At 71.4% G+C, this 17,148-nt stretch carries 11 protein-coding genes; 2 read left to right on the top strand and 9 right to left on the bottom strand.

What is annotated here, in order from left to right:
* Positions 1-31 precede the first annotated feature (31 nt).
* Together ACZ4SA_RS21300 and ACZ4SA_RS21295 are read right to left on the bottom strand one after the other, a co-directional pair.
* Positions 32-1,564 carry a phytoene desaturase family protein gene (locus ACZ4SA_RS21300; protein ID WP_468276761.1) on the bottom strand — a complete coding sequence of 511 codons (1,533 nt, stop codon included), beginning with the start codon at positions 1,562-1,564 and terminating at the stop codon, positions 32-34.
* Positions 1,565-1,709: 145 nt separating this feature from the next.
* Entirely contained in the window at positions 1,710-3,974 is a 2,265-nt protein-coding gene (locus ACZ4SA_RS21295) for a serine/threonine-protein kinase (protein WP_468276759.1), read from the bottom strand.
* 760 nt (positions 3,975-4,734) lie between these two features.
* On the opposite strand from ACZ4SA_RS21295, the gene ACZ4SA_RS21290 reads away from it, so the two are divergent.
* Complete coding sequence (locus ACZ4SA_RS21290; RefSeq protein WP_468276756.1) at positions 4,735-5,220, top strand: lamin tail domain-containing protein; 486 nt, start codon at positions 4,735-4,737, stop codon at positions 5,218-5,220.
* A 311-nt stretch (positions 5,221-5,531) separates the two neighbouring features.
* Positions 5,532-6,461, top strand: a complete 930-nt coding sequence (locus tag ACZ4SA_RS21285) for a DUF4344 domain-containing metallopeptidase (protein WP_468276753.1) — start codon at positions 5,532-5,534, stop codon at positions 6,459-6,461.
* Positions 6,462-6,487: 26 nt separating this feature from the next.
* On the opposite strand, the gene ACZ4SA_RS21280 is transcribed toward ACZ4SA_RS21285, so the two are convergent.
* From ACZ4SA_RS21280 to ACZ4SA_RS21250, 7 genes are all read right to left on the bottom strand, one after another.
* Positions 6,488-7,675, bottom strand: a complete 1,188-nt coding sequence (locus tag ACZ4SA_RS21280) for an acyl-CoA dehydrogenase family protein (RefSeq protein WP_468276750.1) — start codon at positions 7,673-7,675, stop codon at positions 6,488-6,490.
* Between the two features lie 120 nt (positions 7,676-7,795).
* On the bottom strand, positions 7,796-8,962 hold the full coding sequence (locus tag ACZ4SA_RS21275; protein ID WP_468276749.1) for a serine hydrolase domain-containing protein: 1,167 nt from the start codon (positions 8,960-8,962) through the stop codon (positions 7,796-7,798).
* 260 nt (positions 8,963-9,222) lie between these two features.
* Entirely contained in the window at positions 9,223-12,705 is a 3,483-nt protein-coding gene (locus tag ACZ4SA_RS21270; protein WP_468276747.1) for a phosphodiester glycosidase family protein, read from the bottom strand.
* 368 nt (positions 12,706-13,073) lie between these two features.
* Positions 13,074-13,694, bottom strand: a complete 621-nt coding sequence (locus ACZ4SA_RS21265; protein ID WP_468276744.1) for an LAETG motif-containing sortase-dependent surface protein — start codon at positions 13,692-13,694, stop codon at positions 13,074-13,076.
* Between the two features lie 119 nt (positions 13,695-13,813).
* A complete protein-coding gene (locus ACZ4SA_RS21260; protein WP_468276742.1) occupies positions 13,814-14,323 on the bottom strand; it encodes a DUF6328 family protein in 510 nt (169 codons plus the stop codon).
* A 68-nt stretch (positions 14,324-14,391) separates the two neighbouring features.
* On the bottom strand, positions 14,392-15,303 hold the full coding sequence (ligD, locus tag ACZ4SA_RS21255) for a non-homologous end-joining DNA ligase (protein ID WP_468276740.1): 912 nt from the start codon (positions 15,301-15,303) through the stop codon (positions 14,392-14,394).
* Positions 15,300-17,147, bottom strand: coding sequence for a transketolase (locus ACZ4SA_RS21250; protein ID WP_468276738.1), 1,848 nt, complete (start codon positions 17,145-17,147; stop codon positions 15,300-15,302). The genes ligD and ACZ4SA_RS21250 overlap by 4 nt, the downstream gene beginning before the upstream one ends.
* Between the last annotated feature and the right edge of the window lies 1 nt (position 17,148).

The following is a 17,148-nucleotide window of genomic DNA, read 5'->3' as shown; positions in this document are numbered from 1 at the left end:
GGGCGTCGGCCGGGAGCCGACGCCGTTCTCCTCAACGGCCGAGCGCCGCCATGGCCGCGTTGTGCCCCGGCACACCGCTGACGCCGCCACCGCGGGCCGCGCCCGCGCCGCACAGCAGTACGTTGGCGTGCGCCGTCTCCACACCCCAGCGGCCCGTGGACGGCGTGGCGTACGGCCAGGACAGATCGCGGTGGAAGATGTGGCCGCCGGGCAGCCGCAGTTCCCTCTCCAGGTCGAGTGGTGTCTTCCCCTCGATGCACGGGTTGCCGTTCTCGTCGAGCGCGAGGCAGTCGGCGATCGGCTCGTCCAGGTGGGAGTCGAGCTCGGCGAGAGTCGCCGCCAGCAGGTCGGCACGCGCCCGGTCGTTGTCCGCGGCGAACAGCCGGGCCGGGGTGTGCAGGCCGAAGAGCGTCAGTGTCTGGTAGCCCTGCGCCACCAGCTCCGGCGACAGGATCGAGGGGTCGGTCAGCGAATGGCAGTAGATCTCGGACGGCGGGGCGCTCGGCAACCTGCCGGACGCCGCCTCGCGGTAGGCGGCCGCCAACTGCTCGTAACCCTCGGAGACATGGAACGTCCCGGAGAACGCGTCCTTGGGGTCCACGGACCGGTCCCGCAGCCTCGGCAGCCGGCGCAGCAGCATGTTGACCTTCAGCTGCGCGCCCTCCGCGGGCTCGGGAGCCTCTTCGCCGAGGAGCCCGGCCAGTGCCTGAGGCGACGCGTTCACCAGCACGTGGCGGGCGGCGACGGTGCCCTCACGCCCGGGGGCACGGAAGGTGACCTCGGCCCCCTCCCCGTCGGTCTCGACGGCGGTGGCCTCGTGTTCGAGCACGATCTCGGCGCCGGCGGCGCGTGCCGCCGCGGCGAGTGCGTCCGTGAGTGCTCCCATCCCGCCGACCGGCACGTCCCAGTCGCCCGTGCCGCCGCCGATGACGTGGTAGAGGAAGCAGCGGTTCTGCACCAGGGACGGGTCGTGGGCGTCCGCGAACGTGCCGATCAGCGCATCGGTGAGCACCACTCCGCGGACCAGGTCGTCGGCGAACCTCTTCTCGATGGCGACGCCGATCGGCTCCTCGAAGAGCATGCGCCAGGCCTGTTCGTCGTCGACGCGGGCCCGTAGCCCGTCCCGCGTGGGCAGCGGCTCGGTCAGCGTCGGGAACACCCGCCGGGCGACATCAGCGGTGATGCCGTAGAACTCCTGCCAGGCGGCGTACTCCCGATCCCCGCCGGTGATCTCCGCGAAGGACCGCCGGGTGCGGTCGCCGCCGACGACAAGGCCCCCGCGGCCCTTCGGCGTGTAGGAGGAGACGGTGCGCTTGCGCACGGCGAAATCCAGCTCCAGCTCGCGCACGATCTTGTCGGGGAGCAGCGAGACGAGATACGAGAACTGGGACAACCGGGCATCGACACCGGGGAAGGGACGCGTGGACACGGCCGCTCCCCCGGTGCGCGGCATGCGCTCCAGGACGAGGACCGAGCGTCCGGCACGAGCCAGATAGGCAGCGGCGACCAGGCCGTTGTGGCCGCCGCCCACGATCACGACGTCGTACGAGGCATGTGCAGGCATGGCGGGACCTTAGCGTGTCTCCCCCGCGGCGGTCCTGGGCATCGGCGACCCTGGGGTGTCTCCCCACCGCGGTCCGGGCCATCTCAGCGCGCCCCCACCACGCTCCGGGCCATCTCAGCGCGCCCCCACCACGGTCCGGGCCATCTCAGCGCGTCTCCCCCACCGCGGTCCGGCGCAGGTCGGCGACCTGCCGGTACAGCTCGACGGCCTCCGTGTGCCGCCCCAGCTGCTCCAGGCAGTGTGCCTCGTCGTTGCGGCTGGACAGCGTGTCGGGATGGTCCGGGCCGAGGACCCGCGCGCGGGCCCCCGCCACCTGCTGGTAGACGCTCAGAGCCTCGGGCCAGCGGGCCAGCCAGCCGAGCGCGACGGCCACCTCGCGGTGACTGACGAGGGTGTCGGGATGGTCGGGGCCGAGCACCCGCTCGCGCAGGGCGCTCACCTCCCGTGCCTCGGCCAGCGCTTCCGGCCAGCGGGCGAGCCGGCCGAGGTTCACTCCGAGGCCGTGCCGGGCGCGCAGGGTTTCGGGGTCGTCGGGGCCGTGGAGGCGCGTACGGTCGGCGACGAGGTCCCCGTAGACGTCCAGCGCCTCCGCGCCGCGGCCGAGCCGGCCGAGGCAGATCCCGATCTCGTAGCGCGAGGCGAGCGTGTCGGGATGGTCCGGGCCCAGCGTTCGGGCGCGGGCGGCGGCCACGTCCTGGTAGGTGCCGAGCGCCTCGGACCAGCGTCCCAACAGGCCGAGCGCGTAGGCCACCTCGTAGCGGGTCACCAGCGTATCGGGGTGGTCGGCGCCCAGTACCCGTGCGCGGGCCGCGGCGACACCGTCCGCCATCCGGTACGACTCCTCGATCCGGCCCATGCGGCTGAGGTTGAACGCGAGGTTGTGACGGCAGCGGAGGGTGTCGGGGTGGTCGGCGCCCATGGTGCGCTCGCGTGCCTCGAGGACCGCCGCGTACACGCGGTCGGCCTCCGTGTGCCGTCCGAGGCCGCCGAGCACGAAGGCGGTCTCCTGACGGGCGGCGAGCGTGTCGGGGTGGTCGACGCCCAGGGCGCGTTCGAGGCCCGCGGCGACGCGCCCGAACTCCTCGAGCGCGTCCGCGCCGCGGCCGGTGCGGCTGAGGCTGAAACCGACCTCGTAACGGCTGGACAGGGTCTCGGGGTGGTCGGGTCCGAGCAGCTGCTCGCGCTCCGCGGCGACCGCGCGGTGCACCTCGCCGGCCTCCTCCCAGCGGCCCAGCCGGCCGAGACTCAGGCCCGCGTTGTGCCGGGTGGCGAGGACGGCGAGCAGCTCGGGCGACGGGGTCGGCCGTTCCGGTCCCTGCGCGGGCACACGGGAGTCGCCGGGCACGGCGGGGTGCGTCGCCGGGCGGGTGGTCCACTCTCCGGTCAGCGCGGCCACGTGGTCGTCAGGACCGTGGCCCGGCGGGGTGAAGTGCGCGGTGAGGGCCCCGGTCGCCTTGTGGCCGGTGGTCATGCCGCGCGTCCAGTACGGCAGGGCGGGCTCGCGTGAGACGTCCGGCAGGGCGGCGCGCTGCAACGGCACGGCTGCGGTGGTGTGGCGCGAGTGCCCGGCCGCGCCGATCCGCCGACGCAGGTCGCCCGCCGCCGTGGGCCTTTCCTCGGGTGTCTTGGCGAGCAGGTCGAGCACCATCAGGTCGAGGAATTCGGGGATCTCCTCACGGTGCTCGCGCAGCGGCCGGGGCTCGGTGTCCCTGTGCCCGACGAGGATCGACCAGGTGTCGCCGACGTCGAACGGCGGGGCGCCGGTGGCGAGCTCGTAGAGCACGCACCCCAGCGAATACAGATCGCTCCGATGGTCGACCTCGCCGCCGCCGATCTGCTCGGGCGACATGTAGTGCGGGGTGCCCATGGCGATTCCGGTGCCGGTGAGCTTGGACGTGAAGCCGATGTCCGCGCCCAGGCGGGCTATTCCGAAGTCGCAGATCTTCACGCCGCCGCCGGTGAGCCGCATGATGTTGGCGGGCTTGAGGTCCCGGTGCACGATGCCCTGCTCGTGGGTGTAGTCGAGGGCGTCCGCGATCTGGTCGGCGATGTCGACGACTTCACCGACGGGCAGCGGCTGCTGTGCGTTGTCCTCGAGGAGCTGGCTGAGATTGCGGCCCTCGAGGAGCTCCATGACGAGGTAGAGCACGCCCTCGTGCTCGCCGAAGTCGTGGACGACGGTGACACCCCGGTGCTGGAGCGCTGCGGCAACACGGGCTTCGCGGCGGAAACGTTCCCTGAGGACCCCGGTGAAGGACTGGTCGGGCTGGGAGCCGATCGGCTTCAGGCACTTGACGGCCACATGCCGCCCGAGCGATTCGTCGTGGGCCCGCCACACCTCGCCCATGCCGCCGCGCCCGATGAGATCGAGCAGTCGGTACCGGCCTTGGATCAGCCTGGTGTCCGCCATCTCGTGCTGTCGCCCCCGTCGCTCTGCTGCGCCCTCCCCGGCCGGTCCAGTATGGCGGCCCGTCTGCGTAGTTTGTACGGGGCCGGAGGTGAGCCGGGCCCGAGGGCGCCCCACCGCTGCATGAATGTGACCGGGCGGGCAGTGGTTGCCAGCGTATACGGGAGGGAATGCGGCGCAGCCCTCAGTCCCACGGCTGCGGACGGCGAACCGCTCCCCGTGGCCCCGCAAGCCGGTCCCCTCGGCCCGGTCGGCCGCCGGCCGTCACCCGGCCGACCCGGTTCCGGATTCCGCACCGTCCCGATTCATGGCCGTCGTAGTACCTGTCGTAGAAGCCGGAGTACTTCTCCACGGAGAAGCACTCGAATTCCTTCCAACCGTTCGCCCCGGCATACGGCATGGGATCGGGTGAGCGAAGAAACGTGCAGAACGGCTGTTACCAAGATCGGCGCCTCCGTCGGGGTGGGCCTTGGGGTGGCGTACGGGGTGGTGCGCCGGGCGAGCAAGGGCTTGCTGTTGATCGTTGAACGGATGGGTGCAGCAGTCAGTGAATGTCGGCGCCACGCCCCCCGAGGTGCTTGAACCCCACATCCGACAGTTACGGAAATGTCCGCAATTGGTAATTGCGCCCGGTCCGCGCGCCGACCGGGTTCACCGAAGTCCACAGTTCGGGCTCTCGGCCCACACCTGGGCCGGGAAGCCGCAACTGCCGTCACCAGCCGTATCGGCCGGTGGGGCACTGTTCTTCGAGGGGACATCACCTATGTCTGCTTCTTCGACCGCCCGTCGCATCGCCGCGACCGTCCTCGCGACCGGAGCCGTCGTCTCGGCCGCCGCCCTGCCGGCCGCCGCCCACGACGGCGACCGTGACCGCGACCGTCGGCACCACCGCCAGGCCCCACGGGTCGAGATCAGCGACGTGAAGGCCGGCAGTTCCGGACGCCACCACCACCGCTCCAACAGGTCCCTGAATGCCGAATGGGTCGAGATCACCAACAACACCCGCCGTTCGGTGAACCTGGACGGCTGGACCCTGCGCGACCGCGACGGCAACCGCTACCGCTTCGACGACTTCCGTCTCGCCGGCCGCGCGACCGTCCGCGTCCACACCGGTCGGGGCCGTGACACCCGCACGGACCTCTACCAGGACCGTCGCGACTACGTGTGGGACATCCGATCGGACAAGGCGACCCTGCGGGACCACCGCGGCAACACCGTGGACACCGAGTCCTGGAACCGCCGCCGCTGACCCGAGACTGCGAGCGGGCCGTCCGGCCGTCCACACCGGACAGCCTGTATCGCGTGAACTCGTGAACCCGTGTGCGCCGGGCGGCCCGACCGCCCGGCGCACACCTGCGTCACGACGGGGTTCGGGCCGGCTGGCCGGTGGAGTCGCGCGTCAACCCGACTCGACCATCCCACCAGGCAAATCGCCCTAAATGGATGATTGCGGGCACAGGAACTGTCGATCATAATCCATGTCAGTTTCGAGGCCCGCTCCAACGCCGTGACCGAGGAAAGAAGTTGACCAGGGTGCAGAGCAGTCGTTGGTACTCGGCCATGGTGAGGACCGCATTCGCGGCGACGCTGCTCCTCGCCGGCTTCGCAGTCGCCTCATGCGGCGGAGTCGGGAGCAAGGCTGACGCGGACGGCAAGGTCACGGTCGTCTACGAGGACAACACGATCAAGCCAGAAGACCGGCAGGCCGTGGACGTGATCCGGAAGTCCCGCGTGCTCGAGCAGGTCGCCGGCTGGGTCAACGCGTCGGTCGCCCTTCCGAACGACCTGGTCGTGAGAGTCACCGACAGGGTCCCACCGGGGGTTACGGATGCGGTCACCCAGCCCGACGGCAGAACGGTCTTTGTACCCCCCGCGTTCCTCACCCAGATCGAGGAGGTCCTCGGCAGGGTCGTCAAGACCGTCGAGCGTCCCGCCCTGCTTCCCGAGGCGAGTTACAACGCCGCCGATCTGACCGCTTTGTCGACCCAGTTCATCTTCGGCCACGAGATGGGCCATGCCCTGCAGCGTCAGCTTCTGCTGCCGAACCTCGGCCTCGAGGAGGACGCCGCCGACGGGTTCGCGTCGTTCTACACCGTCAACGAGGTCGGGCCGAATCCGTCGTTGGCGGCAGCGATCCTTTTCGACGAGATCGCCCGCGAGGAGGGCAAGCTGACGCTGGAAGGGCTCTCGAGCGATCACCCCGTCACCCAGCAGCGGGTCTTCAACTTCCTCTGCTATCTGGAGGGGAGCGACCCGAAGAAGTTCCACGAGCCCCTGGTCGGTGCGGGATACCTGCCGAAGACGCGCGCCCCGCTGTGCCCACAGGCATGGGCGATGCTGGACCACGGCTGGTGGACCCAGCTCAAGCCGCATTTCAGCGCGGCGTTCAAGGACGAGGGCGACAAGACCCAGGAGAACGCACGCGAGAATCTGATCGCGGAGACAAAGGCCTTCGAGAAGGAGCTCGACAAGATCCGCCGCGGGCAATGAGCACTCGAGCCATCGGCCCGCATCCGTCAGCGTCGGACCCGCGGCATCCCCAGTCCGATCCACGAGATGATCTCGCGCTGGATCTCGTTGTTGCCGCCGCCGAAGGTGAAGATCACGGCGGAGCGGTAGCCGCGCTCGAGTTCACCGCCGAGGACCGCCCCTGCCGAGTCCTCCTTGAGGGGCCCCGCCGCGCCGACGACCTCCATGAGCCAGGCGTAGGCGTCACGGCGTGCCTCGGAGCCGTAGACCTTGACGGCCGAGGCGTCCTGCGGGGTGAGGGTGCCGTTCTGCACGGCGTTCACCATCTGCCAGTTGAGCAGTTTCATCGCGTCGAGGCGTGTGTGGGTACGGGCGAGCCGGCCGCGCACCCAGCCGAGGTCGATGACGCGGCGGCCGTCGGCGAGTTTGGTGTCCGCCGCCCAGCGCTGGACGTCCCGCAGGGCGCGGATCGCCATGGTGCCGTGGGCGGCCAGGGTGACGCGCTCGTGGTTGAGCTGGTTGGTGATCAGCCGCCAGCCCTTGTTCTCCTCGCCGACCCGGTGGGAGACGGGAACACGCACGTTCTCGTAGTAGGAGGCGGTGGTGTCGTGGGAGGCGAGGGTGTTGATGAGGGTGCAGGAGTAGCCGGGGTCGGACGTCGGTACGAGCAGCAAGGTGATGCCCTTGTGCGGCGGCACGCCCGCTTCCACGGCGGCAGTGCGGACGGCGAGCCAGACCCAGTCGGCTGTGTCGCCGTTGGTGGTCCAGATCTTCTGTCCGCCGACCACGTAGCTGTCGCCCTCCCGCACGGCCCGGGTGCGCAGGGCGGCGAGGTCCGTGCCGGCGTCGGGTTCGCTGTAGCCGATGGCAAAGTCGATCTCGCCGGAAAGGATCTTCGGCAGGAAATATGCCTTCTGCTCATCGGTGCCGAACCGCATGATCGTCGGGCCGACGGTGTTGAGCGCCATCAACGGCAGTGGCACTCCGGCCTGTGCCGCCTCGTCGAAGAAGATGAACTGCTCCATGGGGCTGAGCCCCCGGCCGCCGTATTCCTTCGGCCAGCCGACCCCGAGCCAGCCGTCGGCGCCGAGCCGGCGGATCGTCTCGCGGTAGAAGCGCTTACGGGCGGCCGGCTCGGCGTATCGCGCATACGCGTTGTCGGGGACGAGCCCGGCAAAGTAGTCACGGAGTTCGGCGCGCAACTGCTCCTGCTGCGGCGTGTATTGAAGGTGCACGGCCCCTCCAGGCGTCTCACGGTCCGTCCCTGCGCGGCGGCGCACACAGTAGAACGTGTTGCAAGAATCCGGAAGGGTCGTGCGGTGGTGGGTGCCGGCGGGGCCGAGGGTGCACAGGAGCTAGCGACAGGCGTACACAGCCGCGATCAGGGCCATCTTGCGCGGGTCGTCGGCGATGTGCGGGCCCATGCGGTTCATGACGTACCCCATGGCGATGCCCGCCTCCGGGTCGGCGAGCCCGCACGAGCCGCCGAAGCCGTCGTGGCCGAACGCCCTCGGGTTCGGCCCGTACGAACCGTTCTTGCCGCTCAGCCAGAGCCCGAGGCCGACCTCGGTGTCGTGCTCGAAGCCGGCCCCGAGCACCAGGTCACGGCAGGCTCCCTGCCCCTCGCGCACACGCTCCGCCGCCTCCGGCGTCATGACGGGGTGGCCGTCGATCTCGCCGCGCCCTGCGAGGATTCCGTACAGCGCGGCGACGGCGCGGGCCGTGCCGTGGCCGTTTGCCGCGGGAATCTGAGCGGCCCGCCAGTCGGCCGAGTTGGCAGCCCCCACCCCGGCGGGCGGATTGGTCAGCGCGGCGAGCGCGACCGGCTCCAACTGGGCGGAGATCGCCGCCTGTTCGCTGCTGTCGGGGGCCCGCGGGTGCACGAGCTCGGCCACCCGGTGGGCCTCCTTCTCCGGCAGGCCGATGGTGAAGTCGATCCCGAGCGGCCCGGTGATCTCCTGCCGCAGGAAGTCACCCGGCATCAGGCCGGTGACCCTGCGTACCACCTCGCCGACGAGATGCCCGTACGTCAGGGCGTGATAGCCGGAGCATGTGCCCGGCTCCCACCACGGTTCTGTGGCCGCCAGCCGTGCACAGGTCAGCTCCCAGTCGTAGAGCTGCTCGAGCGAGTGCGGCTGGCGCAGCCCGGCGAGGCCCGCCCGGTGGGACAGCAGATGGCGCACGAGGACGCGCTCCTTGCCGGCGGCCGCGAACTCGGGCCAGTAGTCGGCGACCGGCGCGTCCAGGTCGAGGAGACCGCGGTCGGCGAGCAGGTGGGCGCAGAGCGCCGTCGGGCCCTTGGTCGTTGACCACACGTTCACCAGCGTGTCCCGCTCCCAGGGACGGGTCCTTCCTCCGTCGGCCCAGCCGCCCCACAGGTCGACGGCCTTCGCGCCGTCGACCAGGACGGTCACGGATGCGCCGAGCTCTCCCCGCTCGCGGAAGTTCTCCTCGAAGGCGGCACGAACCGCCGAGAAGCGCTCGTCGCAGTGGCCTTCGATCGTGATGGGTTGCTCCGCCATGTCCGGCAAACCTCCGTCGCCCTGTCCCGCCCGCCCGGCATTCAGTGAACATACCGACTGGTCGGACCGCCGGGAAGGGGGCGTGCGGCTGTTCCTTGCGGGTGAGCGAGGATGGGCTCCGCGCGGGGCCGGAGCCGCGGGCCTCGGGCTGCGGACACCCGGGCGGTCACCGCGGGCGAGGACCCGCCCCCAAGGCCTTCAGGGGCCTCCAGCAAGGGGCGGGGCGGCGATCCCGCCCCTTGCTGGCCGGGTTTTCCGCCTCACGCCGCCCTGTCGCGGGCCGTCACCACGCTGGCACGCACCTGAGTCGTCGTGCCGTTGACCGTCACCGCCAGCGTGAACGCGCCCGCGCGCAGCCCGGTGACGCGGCCCGTGGCCGGGTCGAAGGCCGCGACGTGGCGGCCCCGCGCGGTGTCCGCCGTGCCGATGTGGAGGTTCGGCGAGCCTGTCCAGTCCGCGCTGACGGGGAACGCAACCGGTACCCGCCGCTCGCCCTGGAGGACGGTCGCCTCCGCATCCCCGCTCTCGCCCGGCCGAAGGACGACGGGCGCGTGCAGCTGGAGCGTGTCGACGTGCGTGCGGGTCTGGACGGAGACCCAGTCGGGCCGCGCCTCCCACGGTGCCCGGCGGGCAGCCGCCCGCTCGGCGTGCGAGATGCCGTCGACGCCCACGAGCGACCAGCCGGTGAAGCCGCCCTCGTCGGCCGGCCCGGCCGGGGCCTTGCCCGAGTTGCCGTTGACGAGGTACGGCACGCCCTCCACGTGGGCGGCGTGGAAGACGCCGACGTGGCTGCCGATCATCCCCGCGCCCTTGCCCGTCGTGCGGCGAAAGTCCGCGAGCCAGTCCTCGAGCACTGCCGCCTCCTTCCGGTCGCCGAGCCGGCTGGCCTGCTGGACGGTGGGGTCCCGCGGCGGGACGTGCTCGATGACCATGACGGAGCCGATGCGCGGGTCGTCGGCCGCCGCGTCGAGCTGTGCACGGAGTTGCATGATCTGGGCGAGTCCGCCTCCGCGGAGGCTCAGGCTGGATGTGTCCAGGGTGATGAATCGGGTGCCGCGGTGGTCGAAGGTGCGGTGCGCGGGGCCGAATTCGGCGACGAAGTTGTCGATCTTCCCGCCCATCACCTCGTGGTTGCCGGGCACGTAGTACCAGGGCAGTTCGTCGCCGAGCTCCTCCGTCAGCACGCGGCGCGCGAACGCCAGGTCGGCTGATGAGCCCTCGTCGACGAGATCACCGTTGACGACGAGGAAGTCGGGCCGCGCGGCCTTGACCTCCCGCAGCGTCCGCCTGGCCTGGGCGACAAGGGGGCTGTCGGGTGCACGGGCGACGAACTGCGCGTCGGACATCACGGCGAACTGCCAGTCACGCCGCTCGGTCGTGGCCGCGGGGTCGATGAGCGGGTCGACGGTGGTCGGTGGCTCCGGCAGGTCGACCGCGGGCGGCACCTGCGCCTCGAGGCCGTCGATCACGATCCGGCCGGTGTACTGCCGGTTCGCGGCGGTCTCCGCGAGATAGAACCGGTGGACGGACAGCGGCGTCGCCGCACCTTGCGGCACGGGGAACTTCACCTGCTGCCAGCCGATCCAGGTGATGTAGGGGCCGCGGAGCAGCTGGTCGGACCCAGCGGCGTCCTTGAGGTGCAGCGTGGGCCAGGCTCCGTTGCCGTCGCCCTTGATCCAGATCGTGAAGGACTGCGGCCGTCCGGCGACGGCGATCCGCTGCGGCGGGTTGGCGTATGCGGCCCTGGTCGCGGTCGACTGCGTGAAATCGTAGGTGAGTTCGAGCCCGGTGCCGCTGCGTCCGTCCGGTGTCGCCGCGACGGAGCCGCTCGCCCGGGCTTGGCCGAAGGTCCAGGAAGCCGCATCGTCGAAGCCGGTCACCGCCTGTTCGGCGAGGCCGACACTCACGGCGAGGGTTGTGGTGACGCCTTGGGCGGTCGCGGTGATCCGGCCGGCCGTGCCGCTTCCGGTGCGCGCGGTGACGGTGAACGAGCCACTGCCGTCGTCGAGGATGGCGAACAGGCCGTGATCGTAGTCGAGTTGTACGTCGCGGGGCTCGATCGGCGCGCTGTTGCCCTGGGCGTCGAGGCCGAGGATGCCGAAGCTGCCGACGGCGGCCGGGTCGGCGAGTGAGACGCGGCGGGTGGTCGGCTCGATGCGCGCCAGATCGTCGAGCACGGTGAGCCGGATGCTGCCCTGCGCGCCGGCGCGTTCGGCACGGATGTCCGTGGCGCCGCCGCGCCACGCGCGGAAGACGCCGTCGGAGTCGATGCTGCCGATGGACGGTCGCAGGGAGCGCCAGCGCGGGACGCCGGCGGCGGGACCGTACGTCTCGTCGTAGCCGGCGGCGGTCAGCCGGCGGGTCAGACCCGGGAACACCCGTTCCGGATGGCCTCCCTTGACGGGGTCGGCCGTGGGCGCGGCGGCCGCCGGTACGACGGTCTCGACCCAGTAGCCGCGCAGTTTCCCGCTGCCGTCGGGAGCGGTCAGGGCGAGGCCGTTGGGGACTTCGCGCTCGCTGCCGTCGGAGGGGCTGTTCTCCACCTGGAGTGCGTCGGTGCCCGGTTCACGGGCGACGAGGGTCGAGGAGCCGCCGCCGTCGAGGTTGAGGGCGTTGTGCGCACCGGCTTCCTTCATCATCCGGCCGAGCTCGGTGAGGGTGACGCCGCCGCTGTCGGCCTGCCGGCCGTCGACGGTGATGATCTGCATGGCGCGGCCGTCTTCGGAGAATCCGACGGCAGTGCGGGGCGCGGGCGTGTTGTTGCCCGTGCCGTCGTGGTTCTGCGCGACGCCGTCGACGACGAGGAGTTCACGGCCGCCGACGGCCGTGCGCGGCACCGGTCCGCCGTCCGTGCGGGGCCGGTACTCCACCTCGACCGGGTCTCCGGGCCGCAGCGCGGAGAGGAGGGCCGCCCCCGCCTCACGGCCGACGAGCACGGTGGTGCCTGCCGTGACGGGGCCGGCACCGGGCCGGTCGAGCACCGTGACGACCTTGCCGTCGCGTACGACGGCCTCCGCGACGGGGGTGGCGGCGTCGACCGTGAGGGCACGGTCGGCCTCGCCCCAGGCCGAGGTGTAGGCGCCGATCCCGCCCGCCGGGACGTCGGCGGCGTTGTATGCGCCGAGAGCGTGCTGTCCGCCGGGGACGGTGAGTGTGCCGTCGAAGTACAACTGCAGGACGCGGCCCGCCGCGTCGGGTCCGATGCCCACGGCGCGGCCCCTGCCGGGCGCGGGCGAGTGCGCGACGGTGCCGTCCTTGATGCCGGGTCCCAGCGGGGCGCCGGTCTGGTTGATGTCGAAGAAGTCCCCGTTGATGGCGGCAACGGTGCGCCGGCCCTCGCCCGGGTCGTGGCGGGCGGCGAGTTCGGAAACGCTGCCCCGGTGGGCGACCTTGCCGGACGACAGGTAGTCGGCCCGTATCCCACTGCCGCCGAGGTCGACGGCGAGCGAGTCGACACGCAGCCACTTGTCGGCTTCGAGCCGGTCGTACGAGGTGAGCCGCACGCCGGGGGCGATCGCCCGGGAACTTCTGGCGGTCTCGATGCCGTCCGGGTCCGCCACGGCGGCCTCGCCGCTGCCGGAGTCGCTGGCGGGCGGCGGGGCGATGGGCCGCAGTATCTCGGCGGACTTCCGCGGCGGCGGGACGGGTTGGGGATCGGCGACTGCGGGGGCGGTGGCCCCTGCCGTGAGTGCGGAGAGCGCCGCGACCAGCGCGACGGTGTGTCTTGCTCTGCCAAGGCCCACAAGTTCTCCTGAAGGACGGCTGGTTGAGCACGTAGTAAGCGCTGTCGGCGGACAGCATCGCCGGGCCGGGAGGATCGCGCCAGAGGGTCGGAGTGAAGGACGGAGGAACGGGTGACGCCCTGATCATCTTGGCGCGGCACGCCTCCCGTATCCGTTGTCACCACGCATCGGTGTGTGCCGCCCCACCGTTCGGCGCAAGAAATCTGAATCACAGGCCGCCTACGGCGGCTTCTACGTCACACGGACCGGCCCCCTGCGCCCACCGCGCCGGTCCGCGCCGCGGAGCGCGGCACAAAGACGGCCGGGGACGGCGGGCGGGAACGCGAAAGGGCGGGCGGGCCGTCACGGCCCGCCCGCCCCGTATCAGATCAGTGCTGGGCGCTGCGGCGCTTGCGTGCGGCCCACATGATGCCACCGCCGGCTGCGATGACCAGTGCTGCCGCACCCGCGATCAGCGGGGTCGCGCTGGAGCCGCCGGTCTCGGCCAGGCCGCCGCCCGGCGCGTCGGTGCTCGGCTGGGCCGAGGGCGTGGCGGGGGCGCTGGTGCTCGGCGTGGCGCTGGGCACGGGCGAGGACTCGCTCGGCGTCGGCGAAGGGGACGTCGTCGACGGCGAGGGGCTCGGCGTGCTGTCCTCGCACACCGGAGCGGTCTTGGTCTCGTCGCGCGAGAACTTGTCGTCGTCACCGGCCTTGACGATCAGACGGACGGTGACGTCCTTGGTGTGCTCGGGAAGCTCGAGCTTGTCGTGGAATTCGCCCTTGAACGTCTTCGCCGGAAGCAGGTCCTTACCGTCCACCGTGATCGTCACGGTGTTGTCCTTGGTGGGGCTGTACGCGGTCAGGTCGACGCTGACCTCGTCGCAGGTCACCGACCACACCGGAGTGTGCGCGATCGCCGGTGCGGCGGAAAGGCCGACGCCGAGCGCGCCGGCCGACGCGACGGCTATGAAAGCTCCCGTGCGCCGCCACGATCTTCTGATTTCTGTCACTGAGTCCTCCACAATTGCCGCGCCATTCCTCTGGCGGTGCGCGCACAGTACCGCCAGAGCCTCATGGCTCCGCAATCGCCCCATCCGACGCACGAGTACGGCGGCTGAAAACGCGTCAGTCATCGCCCGCGTCGAGTGAGGCGGGTCCACGCGGGCAGAACGAACCAGCACACCACGAACCACACCACCATGGCGATGACCAGCCACAGCGCGATCGTGTCGTCGAGAACCACGCGGAGTATCAGCAGCAGGGCGGACGCCATCGTGCACAGCAGCAACACCAGTCCGAGGACGGTCAGACGCGACGCCCAGGAGACCGTCTGCGGTTTGAGCCGGCGGCCGGTGAGCATCCGGTGGAACGCGACGGGGCCGATCAGCACCCCTGTCGTCGCCGCGCCGAGCACGACGGTCACGGCGTAGATGGTCTGGTCCGTCTGCGACAGTTCGACGAAGCGTGGCTGAAACGCCACGGTCAGCAGAAATCCGAAGAGGATCTGCACCCCGGTCTGGGCGACGCGCAATTCCTGGACCAGGTCGGCCCATCTGCGGTCGGCCCTTTCCTCTTCTGTCTCGTCCCGCCCCGGCCCGCCGTCACCCTTTCCATTGCCCTTCCCTCTGTCCGGGTCCATTGCGCTCAGGCTCCATTCTGTCAAGCGTCGGATTCGCGGAGGGCTCCCGGGCGTTTCCGCCGCTCCTCCTATCGGAGTGCGGCGAGCCGGCGGCCGGCCGGCCCGACGGCCCGCCGACTGCCGAGCGCGTCCCCCCAGGGATCGGTCCGTGCCTGTTCGAGGGCGTCGGCAACGGTCCAGCGGCCCGCGGTCGGTTCCGGGTCCTCCAGCTGCTCCCAGCTGATCGGCGTGGCCACCGGCGCCCCGGGCCTGGCGCGCACGGAGTAGGGCGTCACCGCGGTCTGGGCGTAGCCGTTGCGCTGCACGTCCAGGTAGAGGCGATCCCCGCGGGCGTGTTTGCGCACGGCTGTGGTCAGCCGGTCGGGGTCCCGGCCGGCCAGTGTCTCGGCCACCTCCTGCGCGAAGGCACGGACGCCGTCGAAGTCCGTGTCCCCGGCGAGCGGCACGATCACATGCAGTCCTCGGGAGCCTGTGGTCATCAGCACGGACGGCAGCTCGAGTTCGTCGAGGAGTTCTCCGAGCTGCCGCGCGGCCCGGCACACCGGCCCGAAGTCGTCGCCCGTCGGATCAAGGTCGAAGACCAGCCGGTCGGGCCGCTCCAGGCGGCCCACCCGGGACTGCCAGCGGTGGAAGGTGATGCATGCCTGGTCGACGAGGTGCATGAGGGTGGCGGTGTTGTCGCAGACGGTGTGGTTCACCGTCCCGTCGGCCTTGGCGACCTCCACCCTGCGTATCCAGTCGGGGTAGTTGTCCGGCGGGTTCTTCTGCATGAAGCGGGGGCCGTCGATGCCGTCGGGGTGGCGTTCCAGCATCAAGGGCCGGCCGCGCAGGTGCGGCAGCATGTGGGGGGCGATCGCGCGGTAGTAGTCGGCGAGATCCGCCTTGGTGATCCCGTCGTCGGGAAAGAGCACCTTGTCGGGCCGCTGGATCCGTACCGTTCGTCCGCCGGCCCGCACGTTGTGCGTCCTGCTCTCCGTCACGGGCGCACCATCGCTTCCGCGACGAGCAGGCGCACCGCTGCCGCGATCGACTCGGCGTCGATACCGGACGCGTGCAGTTGTTCCTCTGGCGTGGCGGACGCGGGCATGTTCCGTACCCCGAGCCGTACCAGCCGGGGCATCGGCCGCCCGTCGGAGAACGCCTCCGCCACGGCGTCGCCGATGCCGCCCTCCGGGCGGTGGTCCTCGACGGTCAGCAGGCAGCCGGTGTCGGAGGCGGCGCTCTGCAGCGTCCCGCCGTCGACGGGCTTGACCGAGTAGAGGTCGACGACGCGCACCGGGATGCCCTCGCGCTCCAGCAGGGCCGCGGCGGCGAGCGACTCGTGCACGGTCACACCGGCGGCGACGATGCACACCCGGTCGCGGTGGGAGGAACGCAGCACCTTGCACCCGCCCACCGGGAAGTCCTCGTCGGGTCCGTAGAGCACCGGCATGTCGGCGCGGCTGGTGCGCAGGTAGCTGACGTTGGGCAGGTCCGCCATGGCCGCGACGAGCCGGGCCGTCTGGTGGGCGTCGCACGGGTAGAGGACGGTGCTGCCGGGCACCGAGCGGAACATGGCGAGGTCCTCCAGGCCCATCTGGGAGGGCCCGTCCTGGCCGATGGCGACCCCCGCGTGGGAGCCGACGAGGTTGATGGAGGCGCGGCTGACGGCCGCCATGCGCACGAAGTCGTGCGCGCGGGTCAGGAAGGCGGCGAACGTCGAGGCGAAGGGCACGTAGCCCCTGGCGTACATGCCCACGGCCGCGGCGACAAGCTGCTGTTCGGCGATGTAGCACTGGAAGTGGCGGCCGGGGTGCTCCTTGGCGAAGTACTCGGTGCGTGTGGAGTCGCCCACTTCGGCGTCGAGTGCCACGACGTCCGTGCGTGCGAAGCCCAGGGCGGCGAGCGCCTGGCCGTACGCGGTGCGGGTGGCGACCTCGTCACCGACCTCGTACACCGGCAGGGTGAGCCCGGCGGTGCGGCGGGCGTGCAGGACGCGGGCCTGTGGCGGCGGCTGGACCTCGACCGTGGTGCCGCGTACGCCGCCCAGTTCCTCGATCGCCTCCTGGGCGTCGGGCAGCGGCTTGCCGTGCTTGCCTTCCTGGTCCTGGACCGTGGCGACTCCACGGCCCTTCTCGGTGCGGGCGATGACGGCGGTGGGCCGGCCGGCGGTGGCCGCCGCTTCGGACAGGGCGTCGTCGACGGCACGGACGTCGTGTCCGTCGATCTCGACGGTGTGCCAGCCGAAGGCCTGAAGCCGGCGGGCGTAGGCGTCGAGGTCCCAGCCGAAGCGGGTGGGACCCCGCTGGCCGAGCCGGTTCACGTCGAGGATGAGCGTCAGGTTGTCCAGCCGCTCGTAGGAGGCGTGCTCGACGGCCTCCCACACCGCCCCTTCCGCCATCTCGCTGTCACCGGACACCACCCATACGCGGTACGGGATCTGGTCCAGCCTCTTGCCCGCGAGGGCCATGCCGACGCCGACGGGCAGTCCCTGGCCCAGCGATCCTGTGGCGACGTCCACCCAGGGCAGTCGTGGAGTGGGGTGCCCTTCGAGGCGGCTGCCGCGTTGGCGGAAGGTGCGGAGTTCCTCTTCGTCGATCGCCCCCGCGGCCCGGTACAGGGCGTACAGCAGCGGCGAGGCGTGGCCCTTGGAGAGTACGAGCCGGTCGTTGCCGGGGTGCTCGGGGCGGCTGAAGTCGTAGCGCAGATGGCGGGCCAGGAGTACGGCCCCGAGCTCGGCCGCGGACATGGAGGACGTCGGATGTCCGGAGCCCGCAGCGTCGGCGGCGCGCACAGCGTCCACGCGCAACTGCTGTGCCAGATCTGCGAGTTGTTCGTCCTGCATT

Source organism: Streptomyces sp. NPDC027962 (assembly GCF_055566095.1).
Note: the sequence above shows the minus strand (reverse complement) of the source record. Positions and strands in the feature narration are given on the sequence as shown.